We start from the raw sequence: 15,675 nt of genomic DNA, 5'->3' as shown, positions 1-15,675 counted from the left end.
TGAGGGAACAAACAGGGCGTCGGCTCACGCCCGATGGACGTCAGTGTGTGCCTGTCAGCGGCAGGTTGAGCAGCAGATTCTGCGGCTTCATCTGTACCAGACTGTCTTCATCCATGGCCAGTGCCAGCCAGACCGGGCGCGCCGCGCCGTCACGGCGCAGTTCGGCGCGCATGTCGCGGGCATCGAGGAAGTCGAGGCGGAACAGCGCGACGATGCGCGACAGGCGGTCGGGCGCCAGCTCACCGCCTTCGTACAGCGTGTTGAGCAGGTCCATCGCTTCGCGGTCAAGTCCGATGTGCCAGGCCCAGTGTTCGTCGCGGATGTCCGGCTGCGGCGTGATGCGGACGGCAGCACCGTAGAAGTGGGCGATCCAGCGCTCCATCACGCGACACAGCGCGTCCAGCGCAGGCTGGCCGAAATTCAGCGGCAGCACGGCGCGGCGCCCGGCGCGCGCATACAGTTCGGCGGCGTTGCCGGCGTCGAGCACGTCGAGCTCGGCCGCGCGCGGAATCGCCCCGGCCTGCCGGATCAGGCGGCCGATGTTGCCGAAGCCGCCGGTTTCGGCGTAGTCGCCCAGCGTTTCGGCATCGGCCATCAGGATGCGTCCGGCGTGCGGTGTTGCGCGCTGGCTGCGGAAGAACAATTCGGCGGCGCGCCACATCAGCGCGCCGTCATTGCCGGTGCAGTCTTCGAGCAGGCCGTGCAGGATGAGCTGGGTGAGCTGCGGCACGAACAGTGGCGCGATGCCGCTCAGACCGTCGAGAAACAGTTCGAGCCACGCCGATTCGATGTCCGGCCGGGCGAGCACGCGGTCGCGGAAGGCGATGAAGGCGAACCAGTTGTCGCGCGCGTCCGCGTCGGCAATCGAAGCGATCTCGGCGTGATCAACGATGCGCGCCGGCACTTCGAGCAGGCTGGAAAGCAGCGCGCGTTCGGCGTCACAGCTGTCCGCCACGAGCGCCAGTTCGGGCCTTGCCAGCCATTCGCGCAGCAGCGCGTCCGTCACGACCAGACGCCCGGCTGCGTTGCGCCTGACCCGCCCGAAGGCCGAGTCAGGCCACCAACCCGCCGCCGTCATCAGCCGCGTACGAGCAGTTCGCCGCGTCCGCCGACCGCCATGTCGCCCATGTAGCGACGCACCGTGCACGCACCGGCGTCGAGCGTGCCGAACGGTCCGGGCAGCCCTTTCCAGCTCGCATACAGCAGGCTGAGGAAACCGAGCCGGTGCGCACCGCAATCGACGATGGTGGGCAGCATCTGCGACGGCAGCGCGTTGAGGATGAGCGTTCCGCGCTTCATGCCGTACGCCGGATAGGCGCCCAGCGCGCCGGCCACCGCAATGGTGCCGGCGATCATGCGGGTGCCGCAGTAGTCGCCCGCATTGCCGCCGACCAGTATCTGGCCGCGCCGCATGCGGTCGCCCAACCGGTCGCCGGCATGTCCGCCGACCAGCAGCAGGCCGCCGGCCATGCCTTTCATCTCGCCCGGAATGGCACCGCCAGCCGATTCGCCGACGTCGCCGGCGATGTCGATGCGACCGCCCTTCATGCCGGTCGCGCAGAAGGCCCCGGCCGAACCGGAGACGGTGATCGTGCCGCCAAGCAGTCCCTGGCCGACGTAAGGCCCGGCGTCGCCGGCGACGGTGACGTGGCCGGACTTCATGCCGGCGCCGATGCGTTCGAGCTTGCTGCAGTCACCGCGGAACACGATGTCGGTCGCGTCGTCGCCGGCGATGTCGAACAGCTCGTCCGCGCGCAGCGCCCGCTTGCCGAGCTTCAGCATGATGGCCGCGATGTCGGACACCGGCTGCCCCGCCAGTGCGGTGGGCGTCAGCATGCCGACATCGACGCGCTGGGCCGGTGCGCTGCGCAGCGTGAATGTCAGGGCGCTCATTTCAGGATCTCCCGCAGGTGGTACTGGAACTGGCCGAGCTTGCCGCCGTAATTGCCGGCCGACAGGCGGCGGATGCCGCCGGCGGCACCGATCCGGCACACCGCGCGCATGCCGACCTCCATCGCCTTTTTCACCGACGCGTCGGTCAGACCGTCGATGACGATTTCGAGTACCGCGCCGATGCGCTCGTCGAGTTCGGATTTGGTCGCGCCGCGCAGCGTCGGGCAGAAGGCGTCATTGGTCGAGGCCGACAGCGCCTTGTACTTGGAGCCCACCTTGGAGCCGGAACGCACGACGCCGCCCGGGAAGGGCATGACGATTTCGCGCAGCTTGCGCATGTCGACGATGGCCGCCTCGCATGCTTCGAGCGCCTGCACCTGGGTATCTGCGAGCACCAGGAAGTTGCCGCCGCCGACCGCCTTCACCATGCGCGCCGTGTCCTGCACGAGGAATTCGCCATCCATCACCGGAATGCGCCAGTAGCGCTTGCCGGCGATCTGCTTCGAAGTCTGGAAACCGTCGCCGAAGTAGCGCAGCGTCTTGCCCAGCGGCACCGGGTCGCCTTCGTCCAGCCCGGCGAAGATGGCGCTGGTCGGGCTCGTCAGCACGCACTGGCCGACCCGCCGTTCGATCTGCTTGATCAGTTCCTTGCTCGACACGGCAAACAGCAGCACCGACACGCCCGGACGGCCGTCCGGCGTTTCGTCGGGCGACATCATGCGTTCGATGCCCGCCTCGGCACCGCAGGCGATGACCGAGGTCGCGAATCCGGTCAGCGCATTGGCCGAATGCAGGGCCCAGGTTTCGTTATAGGCCGTGATGATGAGGCGGATGCCCCGCATGCCGAATGCTTCGGCAAAGGTGTCGTCGATTGCAACGCCATTGATGATCATCGGTTCAACCCCGCTTCCGGCAGGCATGGGCGATCAGCTTCGAGCCGCCACCGCACTCGCACAGTTCGTCGTCACTGATCTTGAAATTGTTCATGCGCACCGAATGGAAACGTTCGAAATAGGGTTTGATCTTCTTTTCGATGCCGATGTCGAATTCGGGCTTCACGGCATGCGTGCCGCCGCGCACCACCTTGACGATGCGCCCGTCGCGCACCACCAGTTCGCCGTCCTTGAACACCAGTTCCGGCTTTTCGAACATGCGCTCGCGGTCGGCATCTTCCTTGTAGACCACGATGTCGGCCGCCGCGCCCGGCGCCAGATGACCGCGATCGGCGAGGCCGATCAGCTTGGCCGGACCGGCGCGCGTCATGATCGCGATTTCGTACAGCGAGTATTCGCGGTCGAGACCCGCCAGGTTGCTCATCGCGCGCGCATCCGGGTTGATCGTGTCGAGCATCGCGTTGCGGAAGCTGCGGTCCATCAGCAGCTTGATCAGGTGCGGATAGGTCGTGAACGGCGCGCCGTTCGGGTGGTCGGTGGTCAGGAAGATGCGCCACGGGTCATCGACCATCAGGAAGATTTCCAGGCCGATGGCCCACTGCAGCGCATTGACGAAGTTCTGGTCCTTGTACTTGAACGGCACCACACCGCAGCCGGCGTCGCACTCGATGTCCATGATGACCGACTTCTTCGGCGAGCCGTGACCGGCGTTGCGGTACTGCACCATGTTGTCGCCGGACGCGGTCACCGTCTGGCCGAACAGGATCTGCCCGACGTCGGCCGACACGTTCTTCTTCTGGTTGATCGCCTCGGCAATGCGGGCGGCAGCACTCGAAAACTTGCGCTCGCCCTCGGTGCCGTAGCTGTGGAACTGGATGTGCGTCAGGTGGACCGGCAGGCCTTCGGCCGCATCCATCGTGCCCAGCGTGGTGTCCACATTGCCCGGCACGCCCAGATTGCTGGCATGCACGTGCAGCGGCTTGGCCACCCCCAGGTCATGTACGGCACGCGACAGCACCTTGACGATCTCGCGCGGCGTGATGCCGTAGAAGGCGTTCTGCTCGTCGAGGTCGAGCTTGCGCTGGTTGAACTTGAAGGCGGAAATCGCACCCGGGTTCACCACCTTGATGCCGACCGTCTGCGTCGCGTGCAGCGTCCACGCCACGTAATCGTTGATCGCCTGCTGGTCTTCCTTCGCCGCCAGCATGCGCAGCAGGAAATCATCGCTGCCGAGCATGGCGTAGCCGCCGGTGTCCAGCATCGGCGTGTCGCCCATTTCCATGTGGGCCTGGCGCGCGTTGACCGGCAGCAGCGCCGGCTCGAACGCCGCGGTGTAGCCCATTTCGGCGTAACGGTAGCCGGCCGCCAGGGTGCCGGGCGCGGCGTGACCGCAGCTGGAACGCGTCAGTTCGGTGCGCTCGACCGGATCGCCGCGATGGTCTTCCGGCAGCATTTCGCGCGCGATGTTCACCTTGCCGCCGCCGATGTGGCTGTGCATGTCGATCGCGCCCGACATGACGATGCGGCCGGAAATGTTGTACTCGGCGCTGATCCTGTCATTCGCGTCCGGCGCGGCGATCAGCCGGCCATCGCGGATATAGAGGTCGCGTACCTGATCATCGACGCCATTTGCCGGATCGATCACCCGGCCGCCGGTCAGCTTGATGACGCTCACGACTGCACCTCCTTCAAACGGGTGGCGATGGCGACCGCCACCTCGCCGGCCGCCGGCAGCGCGCTCCTGCGCAAGGCCTGCAGCGGCAGCGTCACGACCTTGTCGGTACGCACGAAGTGACCGGTGTGATGCATGCCAGGCGTCGCGACCGGAATGTAGACCTGCGGCTCGGCGGCCAGCTTCAGCGACGGCGGTGCGATCACGATGGTGGGCACGCCGGTGGCCGGCGGCGACTGCAGGTCGTTCAGGCTGGACATCCACACCAGCGCATCCGCTTCACCATTCGCGAGCAGGCGGTCGATGCCGTTGTGCAGCGGGTCGAACTTCGGTGCGCCGCTGGCATAACTGGTACGCATCGGATAGCCGGTCTGCCAGGTGTGCACGGCGCCCATCGACAGGTCGCCGTCGTTGCCGGCAAGCGGCAGGCTGTTGCAGCGGGTGGTTACATTGAGCCGACGCACCAGCGACACGATGGCGCCGACATTCAGGTCGAGCTGCGACACCTCGAATGCCGGTCCGGCCCACACGACCACGCTGTACTTCGCGCCAAGCAGCGCGTCGGCCAGTGCCTGCCAGCGCGCCAGCGCAATGCCCAGCGGCGCATCGCCGGCCACCGGCTGCTGCGCCACCAGCGCGTTGAGCACCGACAGCGCTTCGGGCATGCGGCTGCGCTCGAAGTCGAACACGTCGGGCGCACGCCCGTCCGGCGAGTGGCCCGGCTGCGTGTCCAGTCCGCCGCCAAGATAGACGATGCGCCGGCTGGCCGGTTGCAGGTCGAACATCGTTTCCTTCACCCACACGCAGCGTTCGAAGAAGCGTGGCTGCGCGCTGACCGCATCGGTGCCGACCAGCAGGATCAGGTCGGCGCGATTCTTCACTTCGGCCAGCGTGGTGTTGATGCCGCCGCCGTCCTGGACCACGCGACTGGCGCGCCAGCCGAACTCGTTGTTCATGTGGTCGATGACTCCGCCGGCCCGATCGACCAGTTCCATCGCACCGCGTGCGCCACTCACATCGAGCGCCATGCCGCCGAACACCGGCTGGGCCGACGCGGCGAGCAGCCGGGCCGCTTCGGCACAGGCTTCGTCCAGCGTAGCCGGACGGCCGGCGATGCGCGGCGTCGCGGCAGTCGAACCGGCGCCCAGGCGGGCAAATCCACTGACCGCCCGATCGCAGCCATGGGCCACCACCGCCAATGCAGCGCCGGCGGTATCGACGCTCAGATCGTCGCAGGCGTGGCCGCACAGCGGACAGGCCACCTCGGTGACGACAGTCGAAGTCGCTTCATGGGTCATGAATCATCCGTTTCATCAGTTGGGTCACACTCAGCACTCGCCACGATACAACATGCAAAAAGCGGGTGCGGACTGACGTTCGAGTGCCGCAGTGCAGCATCGAAGTCACGACGAACGCGTGAGATCAGTCTGTTTCACATGCGATACAGCACGATCCGAAAACGACGTCACCCGGCAACACCGGACTCCGCCGCTGCACCACAACATCCAAGCCTTCCCTGTGTAGCGGGCGAATTTGGGATAATCAGCGCTCTTCGGACCATGATTGACGCGATGAACCCAAGACACGCAACCGCCGCTGCCCTGACCGTCCGGGCCCCCGCGCGTCTGCACCTGGGCTTCATCGATCTCGACGGCAGCATGGGGCGGCGCTTTGGCAGCGTCGGCCTGACGTTGAACGGGCTGAACACCGTGGTCGAGATCGAGCCCTCCGACACGCTACAGGTGACCGGCCACGACGCCGAACGCGCCCATCGTTACGCCCTTGACCTGAGCACGCGCTTCGACCTGCCACCGGCCCGCATCACATTGACCGATGCCATTCCATCGCATTCAGGTCTGGGCTCCGGTACCCAGCTCGCCCTCGCGGTCGGCATGGCGCTGGCCCGGTTGTACGGACTCAATCTGGATTCACGCGAAGTCGCCAGCCTGCTTGACCGGGGTGCCCGCTCCGGCATCGGCATCGGCAGTTTCGATGGCGGCGGCTTCATCGTCGATGGCGGTCGCGGCGCGGTCGACGCACCGCCCCCGATCATCGCGCAGATGCGTTTTCCGGCTGCCTGGCGCATGGTGCTGATTTTCGATCACGCGTGCCGCGGCCTGCACGGCAGCGCCGAGAAGGAAGCATTCCGCGTGCTGCCGCCCTATGCGTCGGGTGTGGCCGACCGGCTCAGCCGGCTGGTACTGATGCGCGCATTGCCGGCGCTGGCCGAGGAAGACATCGACCTGTTCGGCGCTGCGATCAACGAACTGCAGCATTGCGTCGGCGATTATTTTTCGCCGGCACAGGGTGGCCGCTACACCAGCAAGCGGGTGGGCGAGGTCGCGCTGACCCTGCAGGAACTGGGCGCAGCCTGCATCGGCCAAAGCTCTTGGGGGCCGACCGGCTTCGCGCTGGCCGCATCGGAGGCCGATGCGCAGGCCATGGTCGGGGCGGTGCGCGAACGCTACGCGGATGCAGCCGGACTCGAATTGATGATTTGTGCTGCCCGCAATGAAGGTGCGCATTGGACCTCGCGACAGACTTCAATTGCTGCCGCAACCAGCCGTGAATAAGTACCGGGCCCCCCTGTGGCCCATGCAAGCACGCACCTGACAACGACGTAACCAGAGTACGCAGCCTTCGGGCGGAAAGAGTGAGACAGACCATGGAAAACCCCTACATCCTTCACATGTTCAGCCCGACCAACAACATCAGCCCGTTCGACGTGAACATGGCGTGTGATGCGGGCTACCAGGTTCTGATGCCGTATTCCGGCGTCGGACTCGACCAGATCTACGGCCTGACGCAGGACGCGATCTTTTCGCGCGGCCCCAATGGCGTGAAGCGCACCGGCTTGTTCATCGGAGGCCGCGACATCGGTCTGGCGGCCGACATGCTCGACGCCTGCCGCAACGCGATGGTGCCGCCGTTCGAAGTGTCGGTGTTCGCTGATCCGAGCGGCGCCTTCACCACCGCGGCCGCGCTGGTTGCCTGTGTCGAACGCCAGCTGCGCAAGGCGCACAACACCGAACTCGAAGGCAAGACCGTGCTGGTCCTCGGCGGAACGGGACCGGTGGGTACCGCCGCAGCCGTACTCGCCTCGAGCGCCGGCGCCAAGGTGCTGGTCGGCAGCCATTCGAGCGCCATGCGCGCCCGCGTCGCCTCCGAGGTGGTGAATACGCGCTACGGCTCGTCGGTGCTGCCGGTCGAGGCCGGATCAAACGAACAGAAGGAAAACCTGATGCCGCAGGCCAACATCATCCTGTGCACGGCAAAGGCCGGCATCCAGGTGCTGAGCAAGGCGCAGCTGATGTCCGCGACCTCGCTGCTGGTGGCTGCCGACGTCAACGCGGTGCCGCCTGCCGGCGTCGAAGGTCTGGGCGTGATGGACGACGGCAAGCCGCTGGAATCCGGTTCGGGCAAGGCGGTCGGCATCGGCGCACTGGCCATCGGCAACGTGAAGTACCTGTGCCAGCGCGGATTGTTCCAGCGCATGATCAATACCGACAAGCCGGTCTATCTCGACTTCCGCGACGCCTTCGCCACCGCCCGCGAACTGGTGGCCTGACCGTACCGGGCTGGAAACCACGCCGGTGCCGCACTGGCTCATCGTTTCGGGCAGCGCACGCGCGCTGGCGCACTCGTGCGTCTCGGCAGGCTGGACCTGCGACGTGATTGATCCGTTCGCCGACACCGACACACGGGCGCTGGCCCGACGTACCGTCAGGGCGGATTTTCGCGATGGCGCCTTCGGCGACGATTTGCCTGCGCTGATCGCCGGACTGGCCGGAGACTGCGACGGCATCGTCGCCGGGTCGGGCTTCGAGCGACGGCCTGATCTGCTTTCCGCGCTGGACCTCGCACGCCACGCATCAGCCCCGCGCATCGGCAACGCTGCGGTGACCGTACAGCACTGCAAGGCGCCGGACACGCTGGCCGCCGGCCTGCAGCGGGCGGGCGTGCGCTTTGCGGCGATGCGCAGTGAAGGTCGGGCGCCCGAGGGCTGGCTGATGAAACAGACCGGTGCCTGCGGCGGCGCACATGTGCGACCAGCGCGCGGCGGCGAAGCGATACCGGCGGGCTGGCACGCGCAGGCGCACGCGGCGGGCGTTCCAGCTTCGGTGCTGTTCCTCGCCGATGGCCACCGCGGCCGCATCGTCGGCGTCAGCCGGCAGTTTCCGGGGGCGATTGCCGGGCCGTACGCCTGGTGCGAAGCGGTGAGTGACCTGCCGCTCGACGACGCGCAGCTGGCCGCGCTGGAGCGCGATGTCAACGCCATCGTGCAGGCGTTCGGACTGCGCGGACTGAACGGTGCCGATCTGGTGCTGCGGGGCGGCCGTCACGTGCTGCTGGAAATCAACCCGCGGCCGACCGCAACACTCGCGCTGTACGAGAACCGGGTTGAAGGCGGCCTGTTCGCAGCCCATGTGGCCGCCTGTGCCGGGCAACTGAACGATGTGGTGCTGTCACCGTCGCGCACGCTGCTCGGCCTGCGCGTGGTCTATGCACCGCACGACCTGGTCATCGGCGACGGCGTCCGGTGGCCCGGCGGCTGCACCGATCTGCCGGCTGCCGGCAGCCTGGTCGCAAAGGCAACACCAGTCTGCACTGCGCACGCCGCAGGCCATGATGAAAACAGCGTTCGCACGCAGTTGCAGCAACGCCATGAAGAAGTGCTGCACCGGATCGCACCGTCCGCCGGAGCAGTTGCAACAGACCATAACAACGATCTTGTCATTCCGAGGAGAAGCGCATGAGCACTGCAGAACACGGACCGGTCCTGACCGGTGCCCAGCCCAGCGTGGGCCGATACGTCATGGATCTGGTCGAGGGCCTGGTACGCGACGCCGATGCGCTGCGCGTCAAGGTTGATGCCCTGCCCGGCGGCGGCCGCGTCATCGACGCCGGCATCCACTGCCACGGCGGCATCGAAGCCGGTCGCCGCATCACCGAAATCTGCATGGGCGGTCTGGGCACCGCAACTTTCAATACCCGTGATGCACACTGGCCGCTGACCATCAACGTGCACTCGACCCATCCGGTCGTCGCCTGCCTGGCCAGCCAGTACGCCGGCTGGAGCCTGTCGCACGGCGAAGGCAAGGAGGCGTTTCATGCGCTCGGGTCCGGTCCGGGCCGTGCGCTGGCCGTCAAGGAGCCGCTGTTTGCAGAACTCGGCTACAAGGACGATGCGAAGCACGCCGTGCTGGTACTTGAAGTCGATCGTCAGCCGCCGGCCGAAGTGCTGGCCAAGATCCGCCGCGACTGCGCTGTTGCCGACGACGCCGTGACGCTGATCCTGACGCCGACGCGCAGCCTGGCCGGTACCGTGCAGGTGGTCGGCCGCGTACTCGAAGTCGCGCTGCACAAGGTGCATGCGCTGGGCTTTCCTCTGACCCAGGTGGTCGACGGGGCCGCCAGCGCGCCGGTCGCGCCGCCGGCGCCCGACTTCCTGAACGCCATGGGTCGCACCAACGACGCCATCCTGTTCGGCGGCGTGGCACAACTCTATGTGGACAGCGACGACGATTCGGCGGCCGATCTGGCGCAGAAACTGCCGTCATCCTCGTCGCGCGACTATGGCCGTCCGTTCGCCGAGGTGTTCAAGGAAGTGAAGTACGACTTCTACAAGATCGACCCGATGCTGTTCGCCCCGGCACGCGTCATCGTCAGCAATCTGCGCACCGGCAAGAGCTTCCGTGCCGGCCAGATCAATGCCGAACTGCTCGGCCGTTCGTTCGGCGAGGGCAAGTAAGCGCCATGGGTGCGCAGCAGGCCGACATCGCCATCGTCACCGACGAGCCGGGCTGGCACGGCAAGCGCCTGGTCGAGGCTTTCCGGGCGCGCGGCCTGCTGGCGCGCTATGTCAGTCTGGGCGCGTGCCACATCGACCTGCAGCGCGGCGTGTCGGGTGTCGTCATGCCCGGCTTCGAACAGACGTTGCCACAGGCCGTGTTCGTGCGCGGCGTGGCCGGCGGCACGCTGCAGCAGGTGGTGCTGCGCATGGATTTCCTGCACTACCTGGGCGAGCTGGGCATTCCGGTCTACAACCACGCCCGCGCCATCGAAAAGAGCGTGGACAAGGCGATGACCAGCGTGCTGCTGCACCACGCCGGCATTCCGACGCCGCCGACCTGGGTGGCCGAGGGTGAAAGCGAGGCGCGCGCGGTGCTGATGCGCGAATTCGCCGCCGGCCACGACGTGCTGGTCAAGCCGCTGTTCGGCTCGCAGGGCGAAGGTATCGTGCGCCTGACGGCTGGCGATGCGCTGCCCGACGCAGAGAGCGTCGGCCACGTCTGGTACATGCAGCGCTACAGCGCCCGCTCGCGCGATGCGCTGGGCGAATGGAGCGACTGGCGCATCATGGTGATCGATGGCAAGCCGGTGGCCGGCATGCTGCGCAAGGGCCGCAGCTGGCTGAACAATGTGTCACAGGGCGGACGCTGCGAAGCCATTCCGCCCGACGAGGCGCTCACCCGGCTGGCGGTCGATGCGGCCCGCGCCACCGGCATGGACTACGCCGGCGTCGACATCCTGCGCGACGATCACGGCCGGCTCACCGTACTTGAAGTCAACAGCATTCCGGCCTGGAAGGGCCTGCAGGGCGTCACCAGCCTGAACATCGCGCAAGCGCTGGCCGACGACCTGCTGCGCCGCTGCCCGGCAGCGGGCGAGATCGCATGTTGATGACGCTGCCGCCCGACACCGGCCGGATCGCGCGTCAGGCTGCGCTGGAAAGCGCCTTCCTGCACGCGTGCCGGCTCGACGTCGAGGCGCTGAAACCGGGCAATGTCGGCCGTCATGGCGCCGGTCATCGCATGCAGGTGGCCGATTTCCTTGCCAGCGCCGACGCAGCCGCCGGGCCGATCTGTCGCGCGGACGCGACAGTCGGCGAACGCATCGAAGGGGCGATGCGCGCCACCTGGCAGGCGGTCGGATGCAACACCAATCTGGGCATCGTACTGGGCTGCGCGCCGATCGCCCATGCTGCGCTGCATCGCCAGCCGGAGGAAAGCCTGTACGTCTCGCTGCGGCGCACGCTGGCCGAACTCACTGTCACCGACGCGTCACACGCCTATGAGGCAATCCGTCTGGCGCAGCCGGCCGGGCTGGGTCGGCGCGACGATCACGACGTGGCGGGCGAAGCACGGATCACGCTGCTGCAGGCCATGCAGCTCGCCGCGCACCGCGACAGCATCGCCGCGCTGTACGCAAGTGGCTACGAACTGGTGCACCACCACCTGTTGCCGGTCCATCTGGCGGCGCGTGATCGATGGTGCAGTGAAGCATGGGCGGCGGCCAAAGTGTTCATGTTCTGTCTCGCATTGATTCCCGACACCCACATCATGCGCAAACATGGTCCGGAAACGGCGCTATCGGTGCGCAACACGGCGATACGTCTGCTGGGCGGGTTTGAACGGGCGGATGATCCGGTTATGATGCAAGACACACTGAGGGGATGGGACGAACGCCTGAAAACGGCGGGCATCAATCCCGGAACGAGCGCAGACCTGACGGTTGTGACAGCCTTCCTGGCCGGCGCGCTGGTAATTGCCGGCGCATGACGGCGCCAGGATGCAACCAAAAGCAAGAAAGCATCACAAAGGCACCAGAAGCGCACCACAACGAAGTTTTTATCCTGTGTTTCGTACCCCGGAACGCGGGCTACCACAGGGGGTAACCCCCTATAACTTGCCTAGTAATGAGGAGATTCGATATGGCGAAGATTAATGGTCTGTGTGTTGGTGAATCCCTGGTTGGTGACGGCAATGAAGTCGCTCACATCGACCTGATCATGGGCCCGCGTGGCAGCGCTGCAGAAGCCGCTTTCGCCAACGCCCTGGTCAACAACAAGGATGGTTTCACGTCCCTGCTGGCCGTCGTTGCACCGAACCTGCTGTGCAAGCCGGCTACGGTCATGTTCAACAAGGTCACCATCAAGGGCGCCAAGCAGGCTGTCCAGATGTTCGGCCCGGCACAGCGCGGCGTCGCGATGGCCGTTGCCGACAGCGTCGCTGACGGCACGATCCCGGCTGACGAAGCCGACAACCTGTTCATCTGCGTCGGCGTGTTCATCCACTGGATGGCCGAAGACGACGCAAAGATCCAGGACTTCAACTACCGCGCGGTCAAGGAATCGATCGCTCGCGCAGTCGCCGGCACCCCGACCGCTGCTGAAGTGGTTGCCAAGAAGGGTTCGGCCACGCACCCGTTCGCCGCAAACTAAGCCTCACGGCCTCGTTGCGATAAACGCCCCCGGCCGTCTGGCCGGGGGCGTTTTTTTTGTCCGGCGCACAAGCGCGTCCGTCAATTCGCTCCGCTGCAAGGTGGAGGCTACACTGCGGCGCAGAGACCACCCGCAGGTCGGCCATTCCAACGAAGGGAGCATCATGATCGATCTCTATACCGCCGCCACACCCAACGGCCACAAGGTTTCCATCGCGCTGGAGGAACTTGCGCTGCCCTACACGGTGCATGCGCTGTCGCTGTCGGCGCGCGACCAGAAGGAACCGTGGTTCCTCGCGATCAATCCGAACGGTCGCATTCCGGCCATCATCGATCGCGCGGAGGACGACTTCGCGGTATTCGAATCAGGCGCCATCCTGATCTATCTGGGGGAAAAAACCGGCCGCTTGATGCCGTCGGACATGAAGGGCCGCTCGCGCGTGCTGCAGTGGCTGATGTTCCAGATGGGCGGCGTCGGCCCGATGATGGGTCAGGCCAATGTGTTCTTCCGCTACTTCCCGGAGAAGCTGCAACCGGTCATCGACCGCTATCAGGGCGAGTCGATGCGGCTGTTCCGCGTGCTCGACAGCCATCTGAAGGAACACGAATTCCTCGCCGGCGACTATTCGATCGCCGACATCGCGAACTGGGCGTGGGTGCGCACCTATCCGTGGTCCGGCCTGAACATCGACGAACTGCCGCATCTGAAGCGCTGGATCGACGTCATCGACGCGCGTCCCGCCGCACGGCGCGGCGTGGTCATTCCGCCATCCGACATCGATCTCGCCAAGCCTGAAGACGACAAGGCCCGGGCCTTCGTGGCCGGCGCGCAGAAGATGGTGGAGACCGGCGGATCGAACAAGGGCGGCGTCTGACGCACGGCGTTGAGCCTGCCTCGCGAGTTGGCCGGTCGTGCGCAGCGTTGCCGGCAACCTCTGTTCGAGGACATGTAAACATGCGTCACGAAGCGTCGATTGATGCAGATCGGCGCTCAGGCTTTGCGCACGGCGACCGCTAACTGAAGCAGGCCCACCCTGATCCGGCGGGTCCGGATTCACCGGGCATCCGCCCGGGGCCTGACTTGAGCGGGGTCGAGCATGAGCCAGGCAACACGTCGCCATCCGGCACAACGCGCAATACGAAATATCGAAAAGCCCGGACGCAACCGGCGCAAGACAGGCGGGCGCACTACCGCCACTGACATGATGCCGGCCATCCAACCCATTGCAGCCATCCGCCTGCGCAGCATCTCGGTCGATGACCGCGTTGTCGACGTCATGTCCGCAGCCCGCCAGGAGCACCTGATCATCGTGACCAACGGACAGCGTTTTGCGCTGTGTTCCATCGTTCCCGCAGGGTGGCGCGCTTTCGGGGCACGCGCGTTCGATAACGCCGCGCACTGACCCGGACAGGTCATTTACGGCTTTTCCTCCCGCGGCGCCACGATCGGTCCGCCGTTACGCGCCACCATGTGCCGCGCCACCGTTTCATACAGCGGCTGGCTGAAGATGCGCGATACCCCCGATGACAGCAGCGATACCGCCATCAGGCCGATCACCACCGAATAGCCGTCGACCATTTCCATCACGATGATGAAGGAGGTGATCGGCGACTGGGTCACCGCGGCGAGAAAGCCGGCCATGCACAGCACCAGCAGCATGCCCGGCGCGTCCTGCTGGCCGATCAGCGGCGCGAGATCGTGACCGATGCCGGCACCGATCGCCAGGCTGGGCGCAAAGATGCCGCCCGGCAGGCCGGACAGGTAGGCAATCAGCGTGGCGAGGAACTTGGCCGGGCCGTAGTACCACTCGAGCGACGTGTCGCCTTCGAGCAGCGCACGGGTTTCGCCATAGCCGCTGCCGAAGCTGCTGCCGCCGGTGACGTAGCCGAGTGCGGCGACCAGCACGCCGCAGGCGGCGGCAAAGCGGATCGGATGGTCGCGTCGATACTCCGCCATCCGTCCCTTCCACGACGTGGAACTGATGATGAGCATGCGCGAGAACAGGCCGCCCGCGACGCCGCACACCAGCGCGGTGATGGCCACGGCAAGCGCCATTTCGCGGTCGGTACCGGCGATGGCGATCTGGCCGAAGTAACTTGCCTTGCCGAGAAAGGCCTGTGACACGATGCCGGCCAGCACGATGGCAGTGATGATGAGACCGCTCATGCGCGACTCGACATTGCGCGAAAGCGTTTCAATGGCGAACACAATGCCCGCCAGCGGTGTGTTGAAGGCCGCAGCAATGCCGGCGGCGCCGCCGGCGACCAGCATGTGGGTGCGCGGAATGTGCAGGCCGCCCGGCAACAGACGGTGCAACGCATTGAGCATCGATGCACCGATCTGCACGGTGGGACCTTCGCGGCCAAGCGAAAACCCGCTGCCGACGGCCGCTGTGCCGATGACGATCTTGCCGACGATGATGCGCAGCGACAGCAGCGGCTTCCAGCTGCGGTCTTCCGGTCGTGACATTTCTGCGATGGTCTGCGGAATACCGCTGCCCTCGGCACCCGGAAACCAGCGCCGCGTCGCCCACACGCACAGCGCGCCGCCGAGCGGCGTCAGCAGGAAGGGCCACCACGGGTTCTCGCTTGCCATGGCACGGAAGTGGTGAATGGCCAGGTCGGACAACTGTGCGAAGCCGACCGCCAGCATGCCCACCACGACCGCACCGCCCCACAGCACGAGACGGCCGAGCCATACCTTGAAATAGGCCTGATTGCGCCGGCGCAGGGTCGGTGACTTGAAATCGAACCAGGCAAGCCGCAGTCGGTTACGCCAGGCAGACAGCGAATACTTGTGACGCATCGATACTTTCCGTATGCAGATATGGCGCAGTACGCCGTCGAAGATGATTGCAGGACGCAAGATGCATGCCGCCAGCCGCGATGCCCGCATGCAGACTGTAACCGTGTTCAGGCGGCCGTTTGCCTGGGAAATTCATTGAAAACCGCGCAGGCGATGCCGCTTGATGCACCATACGGGGGCACTAGAAC

At 66.1% G+C, this 15,675-nt stretch carries 15 protein-coding genes; 9 read left to right on the top strand and 6 right to left on the bottom strand.

Translation table 11 applies throughout. From position 1 onward, the window contains the following. Nucleotides 1–40: 40 nt before the first annotated feature. Genes NMQ14_RS07705 through NMQ14_RS07685 form a run of 5 tightly spaced genes read right to left on the bottom strand, consistent with a single transcriptional unit; the run spans nucleotide 41 to nucleotide 5,756 of the window. Entirely contained in the window at nucleotides 41–1,078 is a 1,038-nt protein-coding gene (locus NMQ14_RS07705) for a DUF6352 family protein (RefSeq protein WP_257094924.1), read from the bottom strand. Continuing rightward, a complete protein-coding gene (locus NMQ14_RS07700) occupies nucleotides 1,078–1,893 on the bottom strand; it encodes a formylmethanofuran dehydrogenase subunit C (protein WP_257094921.1) in 816 nt (271 codons plus the stop codon). The genes NMQ14_RS07705 and NMQ14_RS07700 overlap by 1 nt, the downstream gene beginning before the upstream one ends. Next, nucleotides 1,890–2,786: a formylmethanofuran--tetrahydromethanopterin N-formyltransferase gene (fhcD, locus tag NMQ14_RS07695; RefSeq protein WP_257078916.1), complete on the bottom strand. Its 897-nt coding sequence runs from the start codon at nucleotides 2,784–2,786 to the stop codon at nucleotides 1,890–1,892. The genes NMQ14_RS07700 and fhcD overlap by 4 nt, the downstream gene beginning before the upstream one ends. 4 nt (nucleotides 2,787–2,790) lie before the next feature. Next, nucleotides 2,791–4,461, bottom strand: a complete 1,671-nt coding sequence (locus tag NMQ14_RS07690; RefSeq protein WP_257094919.1) for a formylmethanofuran dehydrogenase subunit A — start codon at nucleotides 4,459–4,461, stop codon at nucleotides 2,791–2,793. After that, complete coding sequence (locus tag NMQ14_RS07685) at nucleotides 4,458–5,756, bottom strand: formyltransferase (protein WP_257094917.1); 1,299 nt, start codon at nucleotides 5,754–5,756, stop codon at nucleotides 4,458–4,460. Before NMQ14_RS07685 ends, NMQ14_RS07690 begins: the two co-directional genes overlap by 4 nt. A gap of 273 nt (nucleotides 5,757–6,029) precedes the next feature. Between NMQ14_RS07685 and NMQ14_RS07680 the strand changes: the two genes are divergently transcribed. The 9 genes from NMQ14_RS07680 (at nucleotide 6,030) to NMQ14_RS07640 (ending at nucleotide 14,084) form a co-directional block, all read left to right on the top strand. Further along, the gene (locus NMQ14_RS07680; RefSeq protein ID WP_257094915.1) at nucleotides 6,030–7,031 is read left to right on the top strand and encodes a beta-ribofuranosylaminobenzene 5'-phosphate synthase family protein; all 1,002 of its coding nucleotides are present in this window, start codon (nucleotides 6,030–6,032) and stop codon (nucleotides 7,029–7,031) included. Between the two features lie 92 nt (nucleotides 7,032–7,123). Continuing rightward, on the top strand, nucleotides 7,124–8,026 hold the full coding sequence (locus NMQ14_RS07675) for an NAD(P)-dependent methylenetetrahydromethanopterin dehydrogenase (protein ID WP_257094913.1): 903 nt from the start codon (nucleotides 7,124–7,126) through the stop codon (nucleotides 8,024–8,026). A gap of 25 nt (nucleotides 8,027–8,051) precedes the next feature. Beyond that, nucleotides 8,052–9,215 carry an ATP-grasp domain-containing protein gene (locus NMQ14_RS07670; RefSeq protein WP_257094910.1) on the top strand — a complete coding sequence of 388 codons (1,164 nt, stop codon included), beginning with the start codon at nucleotides 8,052–8,054 and terminating at the stop codon, nucleotides 9,213–9,215. Then, on the top strand, nucleotides 9,212–10,210 hold the full coding sequence (gene mch, locus NMQ14_RS07665; RefSeq protein WP_257094908.1) for a methenyltetrahydromethanopterin cyclohydrolase: 999 nt from the start codon (nucleotides 9,212–9,214) through the stop codon (nucleotides 10,208–10,210). Before NMQ14_RS07670 ends, mch begins: the two co-directional genes overlap by 4 nt. A gap of 5 nt (nucleotides 10,211–10,215) precedes the next feature. Next, nucleotides 10,216–11,142, top strand: a complete 927-nt coding sequence (locus NMQ14_RS07660; RefSeq protein ID WP_257094906.1) for a RimK family alpha-L-glutamate ligase — start codon at nucleotides 10,216–10,218, stop codon at nucleotides 11,140–11,142. Next, nucleotides 11,136–12,020, top strand: coding sequence for a triphosphoribosyl-dephospho-CoA synthase (locus NMQ14_RS07655; protein WP_257094904.1), 885 nt, complete (start codon nucleotides 11,136–11,138; stop codon nucleotides 12,018–12,020). The genes NMQ14_RS07660 and NMQ14_RS07655 overlap by 7 nt, the downstream gene beginning before the upstream one ends. A gap of 152 nt (nucleotides 12,021–12,172) precedes the next feature. Further along, entirely contained in the window at nucleotides 12,173–12,682 is a 510-nt protein-coding gene (fae, locus tag NMQ14_RS07650) for a formaldehyde-activating enzyme (RefSeq protein ID WP_257078844.1), read from the top strand. 163 nt (nucleotides 12,683–12,845) lie between these two features. After that, nucleotides 12,846–13,556 carry a glutathione S-transferase family protein gene (locus tag NMQ14_RS07645; RefSeq protein WP_257094901.1) on the top strand — a complete coding sequence of 237 codons (711 nt, stop codon included), beginning with the start codon at nucleotides 12,846–12,848 and terminating at the stop codon, nucleotides 13,554–13,556. Nucleotides 13,557–13,883: 327 nt separating this feature from the next. Beyond that, complete coding sequence (locus NMQ14_RS07640; protein ID WP_257094900.1) at nucleotides 13,884–14,084, top strand: hypothetical protein; 201 nt, start codon at nucleotides 13,884–13,886, stop codon at nucleotides 14,082–14,084. A 14-nt stretch (nucleotides 14,085–14,098) separates the two neighbouring features. Here NMQ14_RS07640 and NMQ14_RS07635 read toward each other — a convergent pair whose 3' ends face one another. Then, nucleotides 14,099–15,487, bottom strand: coding sequence for a chloride channel protein (locus NMQ14_RS07635; RefSeq protein WP_257094899.1), 1,389 nt, complete (start codon nucleotides 15,485–15,487; stop codon nucleotides 14,099–14,101). Between the last annotated feature and the right edge of the window lie 188 nt (nucleotides 15,488–15,675).

It is taken from the genome of Methyloversatilis sp. XJ19-13, from assembly GCF_024580155.1.
Classification (GTDB): Bacteria; Pseudomonadota; Gammaproteobacteria; order Burkholderiales; family Rhodocyclaceae; genus Methyloversatilis.
This window is presented reverse-complemented; position numbering and strand designations above follow the sequence as displayed.